Annotated in this window: 10 protein-coding genes and 1 pseudogene; 1 reads left to right on the top strand and 10 read right to left on the bottom strand. The window is 46.9% G+C overall.

The features are described 5' to 3' along the window. Positions 1-64 precede the first annotated feature (64 nt). The 4 genes and pseudogenes from SK62_RS18295 to SK62_RS18280 all read right to left on the bottom strand — a co-directional run bounded on the left by SK62_RS18295 (position 65) and on the right by SK62_RS18280 (position 11,770). The gene (locus SK62_RS18295) at positions 65-6,385 is read right to left on the bottom strand and encodes a DEAD/DEAH box helicase (protein WP_047718341.1); all 6,321 of its coding nucleotides are present in this window, start codon (positions 6,383-6,385) and stop codon (positions 65-67) included. A gap of 2 nt (positions 6,386-6,387) precedes the next feature. Next, a pseudogene (locus SK62_RS18290) lies at positions 6,388-9,611 on the bottom strand (STY4851/ECs_5259 family protein). A gap of 555 nt (positions 9,612-10,166) precedes the next feature. Further along, the gene (locus tag SK62_RS18285; protein ID WP_047718343.1) at positions 10,167-10,757 is read right to left on the bottom strand and encodes a class I SAM-dependent methyltransferase; all 591 of its coding nucleotides are present in this window, start codon (positions 10,755-10,757) and stop codon (positions 10,167-10,169) included. After that, positions 10,757-11,770 (bottom strand): HNH endonuclease family protein, encoded by a 1,014-nt coding sequence (locus tag SK62_RS18280; protein WP_048249784.1) that lies wholly within the window; start codon positions 11,768-11,770, stop codon positions 10,757-10,759. The genes SK62_RS18285 and SK62_RS18280 overlap by 1 nt, the downstream gene beginning before the upstream one ends. Positions 11,771-12,229: 459 nt before the next feature. Between SK62_RS18280 and SK62_RS22505 the strand changes: the two genes are divergently transcribed. Further along, positions 12,230-12,703: a SymE family type I addiction module toxin gene (locus SK62_RS22505; protein ID WP_072134638.1), complete on the top strand. Its 474-nt coding sequence runs from the start codon at positions 12,230-12,232 to the stop codon at positions 12,701-12,703. Between the two features lie 74 nt (positions 12,704-12,777). On the opposite strand, the gene SK62_RS18270 is transcribed toward SK62_RS22505, so the two are convergent. From SK62_RS18270 to SK62_RS18245, 6 genes are all read right to left on the bottom strand, one after another. Continuing rightward, positions 12,778-13,149 carry a hypothetical protein gene (locus SK62_RS18270; protein ID WP_047718398.1) on the bottom strand — a complete coding sequence of 124 codons (372 nt, stop codon included), beginning with the start codon at positions 13,147-13,149 and terminating at the stop codon, positions 12,778-12,780. Positions 13,150-13,264: 115 nt separating this feature from the next. Next, complete coding sequence (locus SK62_RS18265) at positions 13,265-13,744, bottom strand: Hcp family type VI secretion system effector (protein WP_040117170.1); 480 nt, start codon at positions 13,742-13,744, stop codon at positions 13,265-13,267. Between the two features lie 2 nt (positions 13,745-13,746). Continuing rightward, positions 13,747-14,094, bottom strand: a complete 348-nt coding sequence (locus SK62_RS18260; protein WP_045339580.1) for a hypothetical protein — start codon at positions 14,092-14,094, stop codon at positions 13,747-13,749. Then, positions 14,087-14,770, bottom strand: a complete 684-nt coding sequence (locus tag SK62_RS18255; protein WP_047718347.1) for a hypothetical protein — start codon at positions 14,768-14,770, stop codon at positions 14,087-14,089. The genes SK62_RS18260 and SK62_RS18255 overlap by 8 nt, the downstream gene beginning before the upstream one ends. A 186-nt stretch (positions 14,771-14,956) precedes the next feature. Then, a complete protein-coding gene (gene trpS / locus SK62_RS18250) occupies positions 14,957-15,958 on the bottom strand; it encodes a tryptophan--tRNA ligase (RefSeq protein ID WP_047718348.1) in 1,002 nt (333 codons plus the stop codon). 200 nt (positions 15,959-16,158) lie between these two features. After that, the gene (locus tag SK62_RS18245) at positions 16,159-16,710 is read right to left on the bottom strand and encodes a hypothetical protein (protein ID WP_032634092.1); all 552 of its coding nucleotides are present in this window, start codon (positions 16,708-16,710) and stop codon (positions 16,159-16,161) included. Positions 16,711-16,891: the final 181 nt, after the last annotated feature.

The following is a 16,891-nucleotide window of genomic DNA, read 5'->3' as shown; positions in this document are numbered from 1 at the left end:
TATCGGCCATCGCTGACTCGAGTCGTTTTAGCGCTCCCAATTCCTTATTGGGAGCGCTAATGCATTAAGACGGCATCACCTCTATCAGCACATCCGTTGCCCAGCTTTCCTCGCTATTAAGGACTTTGCCCTCCTGGCAGGCTTGCGCCAGTTTTACTAGCTGATAAGTCACATCTTCGGCAAAGTCAAAATTACGCCATACATACGGGAAGTCGATACGCCAGTATCCCATTCCCTGGTCGAATCGAATCTTCAACGTCTGACCATCTTCAAAGGTCACCGTCAGCTTACGATGATGTGGAATATCACGTGGCGAATCGAACACCGTCAGTTCTACCGCTCTGCCCATTGCCGCAGTAAACCACTGGTCGGCGAAATCCTGAAAATCCGCATCGCTCATCCAGTCATGGAACGGCCGGTTGCCGGGACGATCCTTGGGCTTAAACAGAGTATCAAGCTCAAGCTCCGCGTCATCGGTCAGCTTTGTTTTTAGCGGTTTCAGTATCGCCCCCAGCAGTGCCAGCGCAACCGGGTTTTGCAGATAGCGATCGGTATAGTGAACGCTGGTGATTCGCTGGTTTTTCATCAGCGATTGTGCTTCTTCATGGCTGTTAAACAGCGTGTCCCAGAAGCGTTGTCCGAACTGCGAAAGTGCACCATTTAACTGTTTATGAATCTCTATGTCTTTGACACGCTCAACAGCGTTCGCTGCTTTCCCCGGCAAAACAAACTCGTTCAGTTTTACCGTTTTATAGCCGAGGCTGCGAACGACCAGTTCGTCATTAAGGTGCCAGCCTGGACCCGGGATAGTTGCCTGCTGGCTGCGTGAAGCCAGCGTCATTATGCGATCGGCAAAGGCGATTTGCGCAACAATCGGCAATTCCAGAATCTGTTCGCTATGACACAAACGCACGCCCAAAGCAGTAAACTGCGAAAGTTCGTGCAACAACTCCGGATCATCGACGCCAGCAGGAATGACAAGGTCGACCGCAACATTGTCTTTAATCCGGTAGTTCTGAATCGCCGCCCGGAATTGACGGGCATAAAGATCCCATTCATTGAGTGGCCCATTCATCCACAGTGTGAGTTTTTCAGCTCCCTCGTTAATCGCCCGACGAAGGGTATCGCTAATCGGTCCCGGGCAATATCGGGCATCTGGTAGCGAGAATGTCTCTTCATCTGGTAAACCAATGTAGAAACTGAAGTCATCCCCAAGCCAGGTCAGCGCCGCTTTACGATCCAGCAGGTCATGATCGTGGCGGGTTTGGGAATCGAGCAAACATTCACTGCATGCGGTATCACAATGGTTGCAGCCCAGCTGTTTCACCATCCCCAGCAGAATGGTCTCAATGTGTAATGGAGCACTGGACGCAAAACCTGCGCCACCGCTAATCACATCGTAAAGTTGAACGGCTAATACCGATTGTCCATCTTCCAGCCTGACCGGACGCACAGCGTAGCCCAGTTCTGCAGCAGAAATACCCAATACACCCGCCAGCGCCTGACGCAGGGCAACCGCCAGAGTCATGGCGACAAGCCGACCTTCTTCTGTATTATCCGGGAGGTATTCACCGTTTTGTGGCTTCCGCAGAACCATTTCAAATACATCTGTTCGTGCTAATGCCCCCAGCGTGACGTTTTTCATCAGTGCCGTCGAACCGGGGCAAATCAGCCGCTGATTTTGGCTATCGCGGTCCGCTTTTCCTGGACGAGGTGGGTAGTGAGCTTCCATACTTCTCGGTGCATCATTTTCATTCAGCATCGACTCCGCACGCCCACAGCTCAGGCATAATGCGTAACCATGACCACCTTCTCCGAGACTTTGCTGGAAAACATGACCATCAGCACCAGACGTCATATACCCCATTGTCGGGTTAGGCAGTGGTACGGGTTCCGCTTTAACAAACACCCAGGCAGGGACAACCGGGATAAATTTCATGGTTTCAATGTTGTTTGTCACCGGCGCATGCGCATCGGTTACAAACCCGGCAGGCTGCAGCACCTGACGGCGATTATCCATGATGATTTTTTCACCACAGGTGCTGTTGGTACAGCATAATACCCCGGAACTGCTCATTCCCTCTTCATAGCCGATGGTCCCGCATTTGTGGCAGCGCCAGGCGCAATCCAGACGCTGCGCTTCATTCGTATCGGCATTAATATTGTGCCAGTGCAGGGAGACACCGGCAGAACGGAAGACCCTACCATCAAGAATAATTTCTGCACCTGGTGCATATTCACGGATAGCAACCCCAAGGTTGCGGGAGGGGAGCCCTTTATAACGCGACACGTTATCTTCGCGATCTTTTTTATCCCGGCTTTTCTGCGATTTTTCGCGAATATAGTCTTCCATTGTGAAGTTATCAAACGTCACCACATCCGTTGGGAAGCCGTATCCGGGAAGGAAGGTTCTGGCCGCCAGATCGCGCAGTAGATATTCGCCGCAATGTCGTTTTTTTTCCAGTTCTATGCGCTTGCGATAAGGCGTTTGCGGCAGCGATTCGCGTTCCTGTGCAACAAGATCGCGATAGACGGAAAGCCATCTCTGTTGCAGAAGAGTAATCGCATCAACTGTTTTCTCTCGCAATTTGTGGGAGCTGGCGCCATGCAGCGCCGTGCCTTTTACCAGCCTTTCCAGCGCCGCGTCAATATCAAGCTCGGGGCGTTCAAGCCAGACTTTAAAGCGTTCACATTTTGATTGATCTTCGTCATCACCGAAAAACCAGAGGCTGTCGAGGCTGGTTTTTTCTTTGTCCGTTTCGCCAATAACGTGACATAAAAAGTCAGAGAGCAATAACGCATTGACGTGGCGTTGCACCAGCCGGGCTGAGTTCATCGCCACCATCGGTGCAGGGATCATCGTTTCAAACGGCCAGAGCGGGTTGGCAAATACCTGTTGATCGTGCGGGTTACCTTTACACAATGTGTAAGATATCGCGCGCGATTCCTTGCTACGTCCGGCTCGCCCGGCTCGCTGTAAATAATTTGCCGGATGCGGCGGTACGTTGTTCATCACCACGGCGGTAATGCCACCGATATCAACCCCCATTTCCATGGTGGTGGAACAGTTGAGAACATTAAGCTGCCCGTTCTTAAACATCTTTTCGTAGCTTTGCAGGCGTTCTGAAGACTGCTGGGCAGAGTGCTCGGCAGTGCGGTAGTAGAAGCCACCTTCTACGACACGATCGTTGATATCCGTCCAGACATTTTCCGAACGCAATTGTGCGATCAGCGGCTCGTTGCTGACCCAGTCACGTACTTTAGCCAAACCCGGAGCGTAGTCTTCTTGTGAGCGATCCACCTTCCAGATCTCTGGCATGGTGACCTTTTGCGCGACAAATGCGTCATATTGCGTCTGGGTGAGTTGTTCAAAGGAAATGTGAGTGGGTAGATATGGGGTTAACCCTTTAAAAGCAGTGTCCAGAATTTTATTGGTGACCGGACAAATCCAGGCATCCGTTATTAAAGAGAAGGTCAAATGCTCTTTCGGCAAATAGAAACGGTTACCATCAGGCTTCAGTACGGCAAGTGACCCGGTAAGCTGGTTCCATGCTTCTTTTAACCATGTATTGATAATATCAATCGTCGCCGTATTTACTTTTTTCAATCCCGCACCAAGCATTAATAACTTCACCAAACGATGGGACAAATTGCCATTACGAATTTGTGGCCAGCGTCTGTTCTGATTATCTTCAGGATCTTTTGTTTCCGGGTTACGGACGAATTTTGACGAAAAACGACTACCAATCCAGTTTTTTAACTCATCGTCCAGTTGTGTGAAGTTGCTTTCACGTACGTACAGATCCAGAGTAACCTTAAGAAAATCTTTCCAGTCATCCAGCGTCAGCCCTTGCTCATGCCAATGCATCGGCATCTTATGAATCTTCTCTAGCCCCTGATAACCAACCCGCACCAGCCCTTGCGTTTCCAGGCTGTTAGTTCGTTTAGGACGACGCATAAACTCCCGGAAAAGCAACATTTCCGATAGCTTCAGCGGCCCGCCGTTTTCGTTGAAAATTTCAGGCTTCAGATAGTGATTATATTGCAGAATAGGGCCGCTAATATCGGCTTTCTCTCTAAGCTCATTAACTATTTCTGTCCAGGTTCGGGAAATGAGAATGGTCGCTACGTTACCTCCGGTCGCAGCCTGAAAAGCTTGTTCAAGCTGCTCGGCCTGTACTTCTGCCAGCTTCGCTTGTTCAGGTAATCCCCAGCTTCTAAATTCATCGGCCTGTTCGCGTGCCTGTTTTGCCAACGCTGCTAACTTTTCAAGATCTGTATTGGCATTTGGTGTGGTGGAAGTCTGTTTTCGTTGATGCCAGCCCAATATTTCTACTACGCTGCCACGTAAGCGACTGCGTTCAGCTTCTTGCTGCATGCGTACCGCCATGCGCGCTGTTCCCTGGCGGCTGTCGGTGAAGGTAATGAGACGGCGGCCTCTACCTGGCAGTGAATCAGGCCCCACTCCCTCCTTTCCATCTTCGCTGACAAAGTCCTGACAATACTCCAGAACGGTTGGCACAATATTGGTGACATAAAACGGTCCACCCAACAATGCGCGGCGGAAAGGTTGTTTTCCACTCGTGCCTCTGTAGCCGCAGCCACTGGCACTACATACCTGTTCAATATCGTTAATAATCAGTTCAATACTTTCATTATTAACTACACCAATACGACGAGTCTTGCGATCGAGTCGCTGTAGGATATAACCAGTTTCACTGGCCTTTTCTGCCGCAATAATAAGTGGAGGGCGGTAACTACTTTCTTTCTCAACTTTTTCTTCAGTAGCGACGTTTTCAACATTCACCTCATCCTGCAAAGAGAATTCATCGCCACCTTTATTTTCCCATTGGACAAGTTTGCCATTTTTATCCCGGGCCAGAAGATGCGGTTCGTTACATTCATTGCAGAATGCCAGTTCGTAGACCGGGCTCCCGCATTCGCAATTTTGCCGTTGATTCACATACACATAACCAAAGGGCCAGCCCTTTTCCAGCGGAGTGCCATGCTTTTGTCTGCACTCTTTATCAACACAAGCCCATACTCCCTGGGTATTGCGCTGGAAAATATGCGCTCTTATCTTCAGGAATGCCGGATCTTTAGGATTAGGTTGTGTACCAGAGCAGACGTCGATCCAGCGAAGTACTTCCTGCTGGCTATAATTCTGCTTGGTCAGCGTATTCAACCGCTTCGTCATCGTATCCAGCTTCATTGGATCCGGCTGAGTAACTAACATCTCACGCAAGTAATGTGCTTCAGGTGAATGCGTAAGAGCTTCAAAGCGCTCAGGGCTTACGCCCTTCATGTCTGTATCAGGGATTTGTTCAATTTCTTCTAAAGGAATATAAACGTGTTTGCATGATGCCAGTTTCGGAATCACCCGGCTTCCGTCCAGTACGTCGATGCGCTCCTGCGGTATACCGGATAATTCAGAGAGGAATTTTTTCAGTTGTTTTTCGGCATCGCTTCCGGCAATAGTTGCAGAGGTTGCCACGAAACGCACATCGTCTGGCGTCACGCCAAAGGCCGTCATTACGCGGCGTAACTGCAGAGCTAATTCAGCGGCCTGCGATCCGACATAGGTATGCGCTTCATCCAGTACTATCCAGCGTAATGATTTTTGTGCTTTAGACTGTTGAATAATTGGAGCATCAATCTGGCGGACCATCATATATTCCAGCATCGTGCCGTTTGTTACCAGAATTGGTGCGGGTTCTTCACGCATCTTTTCGCGTGAAATCACTTCATTTGGCCTTTTTGCCTGCTCGCTTTTTACCGAAGCGTGAAGATTTTCTGTATTGCCATTATAAAGACAGTAACGGATCCCAGTACCAAATCCACGTGTCCACGCATCCAGGCGCTCCCGCTGTGAATTAATTAGGGCATTGAGGGGGTAGAGGAAAAGGGCCCTGACGCCGACAAGTGGGTTGTTGCTATTTTCATGTAATTCTCTGTAGAGGTCTTCCAGCACAGGAACCATAAAACATTCCGTTTTGCCTGACCCCGTACCACTTGTCACCACTACCGAATGTTTATCTTCCAGTAAAGCCTTCCAACTGGCTAGCTGGTGAGTGAAGGGTTTCCAGTCTGCACCAAAACGGTAACGACCGTTGTTATGATCATCTAGTGAATCAACAACAGCTTTACTCAGTAATGCCTTACCTTCGGTCAGGTTGCGCATTGTATAATTTGACTCTTTCCAGCCAAACATTTGCTGGAATACTGGTGAGGCAAGAAATGAGCCTGATTTCCCACAATCGGCACCCATTTGCTCTGCGAGATGCTTGCGTAAGTTCGGGTTTGTGATCCCCATAATACTGAGCGTTGCTTCGGTTGAGCGAGACAACGATTGTTCAATAAGCGACGAAAAAAAGCGTGTAGTCATCTTTAATCCTTTTTATTTTTTGAAATATAACGCAGAAGGCTGCACTGGAATATGGCCTTGAACCAGCGAGAATCGAAGTCCCGGACTTGTCTCAGGAAAAATACGGCGCCAGGTTTGTGTTCAAACACAGTTTCAAAGGAAGTTTTACCGCTTGCCACTGCAGCCGCGAAAACAGGTAACCAGGCAACTGAATAGCGATAATCAGCCTCGGGATAAATATCTATCACTACATCTGTTTGTGATGACATCCAGTTATGCAGTCGCTTACAGCCATATTCTGGCCACCGAGCTTCACTGTGTTCGCGTAAAAGCTCCTGATACCACTCACGGACAAAGGATGTTGGAATGGGAGGAGGAAATTTCCCATAACTTAACCATTTTTCAATTTCATCGGCATAAGTTGGAAATACGATCCCTAATTGTCGATACATCTTACTCAGCAGTGTTACCAAAACTTCATCTTGTGCCCCTTTTTGGGTCAGGAATCGTTTGAAGGTTTCTGCTGCGGATTTGATTTCTAATATAGGGAAAAACTCCCAAAAAACAGGGAATTCATTCTCAATGCGGTTTAAATACTCGGCGGACATTTCAAATTTGAAGAGAGACATCGCCAGCGCTCTTGGATGTTGTACGAGTGCTCGCCATACTTCAAATGTAGCCAGCGGAAGATAGCCAAAATGTTCATAAAGACTGTGCATAAACTGCCAACCGGAGTGCGCAGGATCGGTAGCCATCTGATCAAGCACCAGCGTTATGGTATTCACTTTTGCCTGGGGATTAAAAAGTTGGGTGGCTTTCTGAAGTGAACGAACGCTACTTTCATCGCCATGTAAGGAAGATTCGCCACGAATGAAGCATGGACGAAACGCCATTTCATCACCTTCCTTTGGGACTACTAGCCAAGGCCCGTTTTTGCTAACGATTGAACTCAGTTCATATTCACCAACAGGTACACCCTCACTTAGCCTCGATGACAACGAGACTGCTTTTCGCTCTGGCTCGCTCAATAACATGATGACGGGAGAAGGGAGTTGCCCGGCACGATAGCTTGTCGACTGGCTGGTGAGAACTTCTTTTTCATAATCATAACGCAAACTGTATTTGTAGCGCCGAATCTGCCAGCTCATCGCTACGCCAGCACCTCTGATTCGCATATCCACAACCTGGTCAATTCCTGATTCAAGAGATAGCAAATTTTCAATATGTTCTCTTAGACTGTATAAATTGAGTTCAATAGGGCGTTCTACTGCCGTATAAAACCATTCATGCCATGCCTGTTGACCATTTATAGTGCGTAGATGTAATTCCAGTGAAAATCGAGTCGGTTCACCATTTTTACCAAACAAGTAGGCTCTTGAACCAAGTAAATCATGCAAAGTGATATTTTTATCAAGAAGGTCTCCATTTGCATCAAAAACCAAACAACCTTTAGCAGGATAAGGTAAAGTCAATTCAATTGAGTCAGCCCCCAAATTAGGATAAATTTCCAGAGAGATAAAGGCGGGAGGGATGCCTTCGGCTTTGAGTAATAACTCGGTGCGTCCTGCTGCGCGCTTTCGCGCAATCTCGAATGTTTTATTTTTTAAGACAGACATGCAGGGATGTTGCGTTGAGATGACAATGGTACCTTCATTAGCCTGATCGCCACCGTGAATCTCAACATTAAAGTCTGCCGGTAATATTCCAATTTTTCGACGGAGTATCGTCTCATTATCACTATTCCTGACGGAAACAAATTGAGATCCCATCATCTCTTGTAACTGGCATTCTTCGATTGATTTACTATTAAAATAAGGTTTAAATTGGATATGTTTTACATCAGGATTTTTCGAGGTGACTTTAGGGACCCCAAGGAATGTTTCAGTAGGGTTGCATACCCAATTTACTCTTTTACCATAAAACTCAACCCCACCAGGGTTAGTCTGTTCTTTCCCAGTGCGTATACGATATATTTCATCTCCGGAAATAATTAATTCATGGCAACCTTTTACGGAGAGTGTTTCGAAGCCTAAGACTGAAATTGTATTCAAAGTCGTTTCATATCCTGAAACAGTTGTCTTATCTCGAGGTAGAACAATAAGAACATCGCTGTTACGAACATTGCACGAAGCTTGCCCTTGTAATAGCCATCGTTCTCCTTCAGCAACAAAAGTAAGTGGAACCTCACCAATGGCGATTTCGCTATCATCCAGTTTTATTGCGCCAACATTCATTCCGCCTGCCCGAGCAACTAACGATAAACTCGCAGAAGGGGCATGTCTGGCAAATCGTGATTCATTTTATGGATGCGAATTCTGGCATGTGATTTTTCGAGGGACGCATAGACTACACCAAGGCTTGCAACTTCGTTAATGCCTTCGTAAATAGCAAGTTCAAATCGTGTAGTTGAAGGTTCACTAATAATTGGAAAAGAGAGTTCATCTGGTAACGAAACTATCGCACGTATTTGATCCGGCGATTTTTCTGTCCAAAAGAACTGAAAACCGGTACATTTATTTTTTTTTGAACGGGGTTTTGTTTCTATAGATGCAGTACGTAACAATCCATTTAGAAAGCGGGTGCCTGTTTCATCATCAAGTGGCATAGGGAATTCATCCCGCCATTTTGGATGCGTTTTATCAAGCTGCGCTACTGGTTCAGAATCATCGCTTAGATTATACATCAGTACCAATGAGCTGAGTTTTTCTGCCATATGACTGATGAGCTCTACTGATGTGTCTTCAATAAAAACAGCTGGAAGCGAAGATCTTTCTATAATGTTTCTTACCAGCGAAAGCATGGAAAAACCTGCTATCTGAGCTTGTTCATACTTATTAAGGATCCGGGAAAATACGGTTTGAAAACTACTATCTGATTCCTTCAGTAAACGAAAAGGTAGACCACCCTCACTGAACAACGTTCCTAGAAAGTTACGTCTATCCGATTCATAAAATCGAATTGGTCGCATCCAGTAACTCTCCATCCCTTTAGGAACGATATGCCTTAGTTCCGTCGCCGTTAACGATGTACCTAGCTTTTTATAAATGGGCTCCCAAGTCCACCCACAATTCCGCTCATAGTCTCTGCGGTACCATTCAGAGCAAAAAAACACAAAACAGGAAGCATAGCCTTTATCATCAACAATATTTGTAGTTTGGCTAACCGCTCGAAGTAACTGCGTTAAGTCCACATATTCTTCATTCGTCGCTTGATATTCATAAAGCGGGCGACCATCGGGTTGTCTCAATCCTCTACGACTAAGAAAGTTTGTTAGCCATGAAGTACATTTTGTCCATGAAATGCATTCTGATTGAACCAAAGCATTCTCCTTATAGTCAAGCGAGACAAGACTTAATGAATGTTTAATTTAAAAAACCGATTAGCGTACCCTCGAAGCGTTTGTATGGCAATACCTAATTTTTGTAGGTGGCCAGGAGGAACACTACTGATATATGACATATCAAATATTGATTAATTGCTTGATCATCATTGCTTTCATTTATGATTTCTAAGTAAAAGAAAATTTCACTTAAGTGATGAGCAAATATAATATCTGAAAAACCACCTATTACGCTATATAACAATTATGGTGATGGTTCAATAGTAAAATACGAAATTTGTATGACTTGTCAAAAAAAGAGAACGAGCTAAATGTTTGGACTATGAGTTTCTAAGTTCATTAGAGCTACGATAACATCTTTGTTGAGGATAGAGTGATATAGCCATTTATGTCTGCATGAAGATGAGATGTGTACAACTGAACATCTCAATATAAGTCCTTCACCGATAAGTAAAAGCCACTCTAAAAAATAGTGTTTTTTTTATGTAATATCCCATTTAACCATCTCTCACTTCTTTCATGCCGATAATCCTGCGTAACCCAAAGCGAAGTTATCGCCACATCTGTTATATTACTTATTCCCATCCGCAGCCCCTCTTCATCCAGGTCCGTAAACCGTCGTTCACCCTGTACCCGTTCACCGTTGCCATACTTAAAAGATACGTACCAAACGCCGCCAGGCTTAAGCGCATCCGCAATCTTCTGCATCACTTTAGGCAACTCAGAAGAGGGGACATGCAGCAAAGATGCACAACACCAGATCCCATCGTACTGCGCTTTACCGTCGATCTCTGAAAACGTCATCAGTTGCACGGGTAACCCGGTATGTTGCCTTGCCAGCTCCACCATAGCGGAAGAGGCATCAAAAGCATCCACCTGATACCCCATCTCATGAAATGCTTTTGCGTCTCGTCCTGAACCGCAGCCCGCATCCAGAACACGGCCACCGTTAGGCAGATGTTGGGTGAAGGCCTCGTAAAGCGGGGTCATATCGACATTAACCGTGCCATCGAAGAAATCCTGTGCGTGATTCTGATAGTAGTGAAGTGTCATTAAAACGTTGCCTCGCCTTCCGCGTTGGGTTTCCAGGTATGGATAAGTTTGTCCAGCGCGGCCTGCCAGTTACGCTGAAGAAAGCTTTTCCGTGCTTCAGGACGTTGCCCTGTCTGTAGAACAATCGTCTCATGTAACGGCAGTTTGCTCTGAATAAAATACTCATTGCGGGTGTGTAACCGCTGCAGGAGCCTGAGCTCGGGAATGCGTGCAGATTTACCTTCAACGCCACGGTTACAGCACCGGCAGGCCAGCACTAAGTTCCATACGCCGTTAATATTGCTCACCTCATGGCGGGCAGCCCAGGGAATAAAGTGGTCGACGTCCGCCAGTTCTGCGTCTCCCGGTACCAGACTGATGGGTTTAAAGCAGTAAAAACATCGTCCTTTCTGGTAACCATTCAGGCTGTCGCGGCAGCTGGTGATGTCTACGCGCCGCGCATTCACCTTCATGAACAACAGCTGATTATCTTCGTCAAACTCCACGCCCACAAGGTTACGTGATACCCCCATCGACCAGGCTTGTTCCACCAGGTTCCAGCGGGCATTAGTTTCAAAGGCGAGGTTTTTATACTGCAGGCGTTCGCCCAGTAAAAAGAAGTTATCCGTCAGGCGGATCCCGTTGTTTGTTTTGCGCTCATCAAGGAAAAAACGTTTATCGATCTCGCCCTGGTTCACGTAGTGAAAGGCATCAATCACGTTGTTAAAGCCAAGGCGCACCGTCGCTTCAATGAGCTGAGCGTGGGTGATTTCACCTCGGTTGAACTTCAGACAGGTTTCCAAAAACTGACTGCTGCGGGAGGTGATCTGTTTTGGCGCATGCTTCAGGTGCTCGCAAAGATAGCGGCTGAACGGCACGGCAAGCTGGTCGAGCGTAATCAAATCGCTGCCCGTCTTATCCACTTCATACAACGCAGACGCCAGCGCGAACTTATAAGATGCGACGTTCCTTCCAAAGAGGATCACACCACGCCAGTAGTTCTCAAGCGTCGGATCGGCCTGATAAAATTCCATCGATGAAGTCCTGTTACGGTTGGCTGGGCAGGGCGTTACTAAAGCCTGTAACAGGATCACATAACAAAATCAGGGTGATGTAAATCGTTAATCTATAGGTTTGATGAATTTTTGAGGGGTCTGAGAGGAGGGGGGTAGCGGCAACCTATGGGGCATTAGCGCCAGGTTTGCGAACGAACAGATATCGGGAGGAGGCTAGTTGAAATGATTTGCAGGCCGAAGCGTTGTCGTTTCTCGAATTAAAAAATATATACTGTTATTTCCTGAATCTCCCTCGCAAATTCCAAATTTACCCCACGCCAAACCGCTGGATTTATATTCAGCTCTGTATAATGAGCACCAGAAATTACGCCGAACGGCAAAGGAAGTATCAAAGAGAGTTTAACGAGGAATTCGCTATATGAAGGTGCTGCAACACCCCCATACCGCTAACCACAACCAACTACTGAGGAGTTGAAAATGGCTGCGACGAATTTTAAGCCAGAGTTCACGGTTTGCAAAACAGAATCAGACGCTTTCACCGGCATGATTGAAAACCGCGAGCTGGTACGCAAAAACAGCGCCCGCCGTCTGCACGGCAACCAGTCCAACGCGGCACCCGTTCATCCCCGCGCGGAAACGCCGCAGGACAGTGCCGCCTGCTGCGAACTGTATGCGCGCATAGACATGAAATATCTTCTTCTGGGCGGCGACTGGTTAAAACGCGCTGGTTTCATCAACGGTATGCCAGTAAAAATCCGTGCCATGAAAGACTGCATTGTGATTACACCCCAGCATACAAGAGAATTATGGGGATGCCTGGAAGGTATGAGCGTGGTGAATATAAATAAACAGAAAGTCGCGCAGTGGCTGAAGACGTTTCCGGGGGCGCTGAATGATACAGGCGATATACCGGCTGTTAAGCGTGGAACAGGTCAGGCGATGTCGGAGTAACCGTGCTTCCCACCTCATGTAATCCTTGAAGCAATAAAACGGGCATGTCATCCCATGCCCGTTTTAAGTAAAAATCAATCACGCTTAACCTGCTCTTTCACCGCGTTAACTAGCGCAGCGTGAAGTTTACCGACGGTTAAATCACATATAACAGGTTCGGGTATGCCACGTACCCAGCGGATAAACCGACAGATGCCAAAAAAGTCTATACCTTCACCCGTAAACAGATACTCATTTTCTGCGAGAGAGAACGTTTTCATATAGCCATCTTCTTCCGTGGCAAGCTGAACGCCAAACGCTTCTTCGCAGTCTTCCAGTAGGTCTTCGCCGTCCATACCGCAAATATGCAAATCGGCCTCAATCAACGTATTGCTATCGATAGGTTTACGCTGCTCCCCTGAGGAGTTTCGAACAACCTCAATAACTTGTGAGAGAGTGGGTTCCATCATGATGCTCTCCTTTAAAGCGGTGGAAATCATCGCCAGCGCTTTCCGGCGGCGTTCCGCTTGGTCAGACCGACAAGCACAACGTTACCTCGGCCCGAGAAATTTTGAAGTCAGTTCAGGCGATCGCCATATGATTCCAGGCATCTCTGTAAACGATATTCCCGTCACAGTGTTTCCAGGTGATTGCCTCATATCTTAGCTCGATCGTCTCTGAATGCGTTCCTGTTCCAGAACTCGGGAACAGATTTGGCGTAATCCCCGTGATTTTTACATTCTCCAGGATAATGTTGAAATATTCTCTCTCGATTCCTGCATCATCAATTTGATACATTTTGATCGTAGCCGATTTTAGCGTTTGGTTTTCACACAGTGCCCTGATAAGAACCGGAGTTGTTTTATCAAACTCTTTCTGAACAGCAATCGGTGTATGTACACGGGTACCTGTTAGTCGGCCTGTATTTCCACTCACAGGAATGGTGAGGTGATGAGCGACTGCCTTTAATTCAATAGCACCTAACCGACCGGACACCATGGAACCTCCTACGACGGGTGAGCCATTAGCATCGGTTAACCATAGATATGCTGGATTTGACATGATTATTCCTCATCTATATTTACAAAAGAAGGTAGGTGCAACATCGCCACGACCCATATGAATAAGCCAATTATTTTCAGCGGCCATGGTTCAAGGACAGCTATACAAGCAAATGCCCCGATGATCATTAAGGGACCTGATAACACATCCAGGAGCCCGCCAAAAATACGTATCTTTCCTGGCAGTAATTTATTCATTATTAATGAAATAATGTAAGCGCTTAGGGTAATGATGCAAAAGGCGATTGTTTTATCATGCCAGGTTTCGAATTCAACCCAGCTAAGGATATAGGCTAAAACTAAATATGAGCAAAGAAGCAGGTTTATAACTGGGGTGATAAACTTACTCATACGCGCCTGCCGTAGTGTGTGCAGTTAGTTTTTCATTAACTTTCTTCATGATTTGATTAAATACAGGTTTTCCTTCTGAATAACCTGCATGGATAGCATCTACGAAAGGCTGGACGGCATCAGCGAACAGAAAATAAAGTAAGTCATAGTCTCTTGGTCTCAGAAGTTGATATACTTCTGGGGCTTCTGCTTTGAGTCTGTCAGATGTTCTTATTGATCGTTCAGCCATTTCCCCAAACAAAAGGAGTGTGCTCAGTGCCGTGATTGGGTTATTTTTCCCTTTGAAAACAACAAACGTGAAGGACGTTCTTTCAATAACATGCTTTGCGATTGTTGATGCAATAATATTGGTTGATATTCTACCTGCTATTGAAGTCATTACAGATCTGTATATTTTATCCTGCTCATCCTCGGTTAAATATCTATTGAATGCTTTAAAAATAATTTTAACTGCGTTGACAATGTTCTCGTAATTCAAAATGTCGTTTTTTATGGCAGTCATCATTCTTATACGTTGAGTTTCACGAGCATACCTGGTATCCGTGTCAAAGATTCCATAGACCAGATATCCATAATCTAGCGGTACAGATAGCCCTCCATTTATAAGCCCAGTAACTGTATCAGGAGAAGCGATTATGTTGCATAATCTCCGGGCTATATCTTCTACATCAGCCATAGTATCCCTTTAAATTTATTATAAAGGGTAATATCAATGTGATATTAATGTAGATAAAGCAATTAATTATATCTAAACGATGAATTAAGAATTATTGGCGGAATTAATATTATATTAAATGAAATAATAAGCGGCTTTGTGCTAACACCACGCACTCCGCCGCCCAGCCTCAATCACTTTATCTATTCAAAACACCGGCACCCCCAGCCCCACCTTCACCTCCCTCAACGTCTCCTGCGTCACCCCTTGCGCCCGTTCGGTCCCGCGCTTCAGCATCGCCATCAGCTCGCCCTTGTCCTGCATATACATCGCCCTGCGCTCCCGCATCGGCGCAATCAGCTCCTGCAGGCACGTTTCCAGCTCGTTCTTACAAACCCGGTCGCCCAGCCCGCCCGCCTGATAGTACGCCTTCATCGCCGCCACTTTCTCCTTGTCCGGATGAAACGCGTCGAGGTACGTAAACACCACGTTCCCCTCAATCTGCCCCGGGTCGCTCACCTTCAGGTGGTTCGGATCGGTGTACATGGCGCTCACCGCACGGTGAACCGTCTCTTCGCTGGCCGAAAGGTGCAGCGTGTTGCCCAGCGATTTTGACATCTTGGCGCCGCCGTCGATGCCGGGCAGGCGGCTGGTGTCGCTCAGCATCGCCTTGCAGTGGCGCAGCACCGGGGCGGGCAGCAGGCTGTTCATCTTGTGCACAATCTCGTTGGTCTGCTCAATCATCGGCAGCTGGTCGTCGCCGACGGGCACGCACTCGGCCTTGAACGCGGTGATGTCCGCCGCCTGGCTGATGGGGTAGGCCATAAACCCGACCGGCAGCGAGCGGGCGAAGCCTTTCTGCACAATCTCGTTTTTCACCGTCGGGTTACGCTCCACGCGGGCGACGGTGACGATGTTCATATACAGCATCGTCAGCTCTGCAAGGGCGGGCAGGGCGGATTGCAGGCAGATCGTGGTCAGGTTCGGGTCGATGCCGGCGGCGAGGTAGTCGGCCAGCACTTCGGGGATGTTGTCGCGAATTTTCTGCGGGTTGCTGCCGTTGTCGGTCAGCCCCTGCATGTCGGCAATCAGCACAAACTGGTTGTGCGTCTGCTGCAGCGCCACGCGCTGGCGCAGCGATCCGACGAAGTGGCCAAGGTGCAGCGGGCCGGTTGGGCGGTCGCCGGTGAGGATGGTTTGCGTGTTCATAAAGACTCCTTAACGTTGTAATGCCGAAAGGGGTCTTAGATGTGAGAAAGCCGCCTTTCGGCGGCTATCTGAAAATGGGGAAAACAACTCCGTGCCGCCTTTAAGAAGGCAGCCACCAGCGGTTTACGGTGAGCACGGCGTGGTTTATGTTCATAGAACTACAGTATCATAATTATTGAACAATTCAATTGCATCCTTCTCTACTTTAAAATGGTTACGATAAGGTTTGCCAAACCCAAGCCTACAGCTACGATTATAACTAACCTTAACTGCTCTATCTTTTTACGCTGTGATATGGCTTCTACTTGCAATGTTTTTATATAGTTTAATGCTGTATCAACATTTCCATTTTGCGTATTTGGTGTGACGTCGACCGTCTTAATATTCTCAGCATGGTTGGCGAGTACACCTCCTCCGGCTCCGGCACAAACAAAAAAAGCCATTTGAGTAAATATAGCAAGGTTCTCGTTGAAATCAGGGGTCATTAAGTCTTTATAGTTTTTTTGGAACAGTTCTGGAATTCCTAATCCCATGAATATCCCAAAGAAAATGAGAGAAACCCCTTTTTCAACGCGCGAAAGACGCTTGCTTTCCAGAAGTGATATAAATGCTAAAAAAAGCCCACCCAACAAAAAAAGCCATGCGGTTTCAAGGCTGGTATACCGCGTTATACTACAACCGATAATTATTAAGAAAAAAGAAATTATGAATGTCTGAAGATTACTTAAACGGTATTTTATGATTTTTTTCATTTGGTTATATGTCCGAGGTATATGATAGCGAGTATCATATAACAAGATCCTCTGCATCTACTGCTGTCAATTATGGGGGGGCTAAATATGGAGTTCACTTAATGCAAATTACTCCGAAATGCTTTTGAAAAGGCTCTGTAGAGGTAAGATCAATTAACTAAATTTCAGTCATGCGGGGCAC

Origin of the sequence: Enterobacter sp. BIDMC109 (genome assembly GCF_001037885.1) — a bacterium.
In the GTDB taxonomy this organism is placed as follows: Bacteria; Pseudomonadota; Gammaproteobacteria; order Enterobacterales; family Enterobacteriaceae; genus Enterobacter; species Enterobacter hormaechei_C.
This window is presented reverse-complemented; position numbering and strand designations above follow the sequence as displayed.

Bases quoted from the DNA above. Each gene is read 5' to 3' on its own strand.
- SK62_RS18285 (WP_047718343.1), bottom strand. From the start codon at position 10,757: ATGACACTTCACTACTATCAGAATCACGCACAGGATTTCTTCGATGGC.
- SK62_RS18280 (WP_048249784.1), bottom strand. From the start codon at position 11,770: ATGGAATTTTATCAGGCCGATCCGACGCTTGAGAACTACTGGCGTGGT.
- SK62_RS18255 (WP_047718347.1), bottom strand. From the start codon at position 14,770: ATGGCTGATGTAGAAGATATAGCCCGGAGATTATGCAACATAATCGCT.
- trpS (WP_047718348.1), bottom strand. From the start codon at position 15,958: ATGAACACGCAAACCATCCTCACCGGCGACCGCCCAACCGGCCCGCTG.
- SK62_RS18265 (WP_040117170.1), bottom strand. From the start codon at position 13,744: ATGTCAAATCCAGCATATCTATGGTTAACCGATGCTAATGGCTCACCC.
- SK62_RS18270 (WP_047718398.1), bottom strand. From the start codon at position 13,149: ATGGAACCCACTCTCTCACAAGTTATTGAGGTTGTTCGAAACTCCTCA.
- SK62_RS18245 (WP_032634092.1), bottom strand. From the start codon at position 16,710: ATGAAAAAAATCATAAAATACCGTTTAAGTAATCTTCAGACATTCATA.
- SK62_RS22505 (WP_072134638.1), top strand. From the start codon at position 12,230: ATGGCTGCGACGAATTTTAAGCCAGAGTTCACGGTTTGCAAAACAGAA.
- SK62_RS18260 (WP_045339580.1), bottom strand. From the start codon at position 14,094: ATGAGTAAGTTTATCACCCCAGTTATAAACCTGCTTCTTTGCTCATAT.
- SK62_RS18295 (WP_047718341.1), bottom strand. From the start codon at position 6,385: ATGACTACACGCTTTTTTTCGTCGCTTATTGAACAATCGTTGTCTCGC.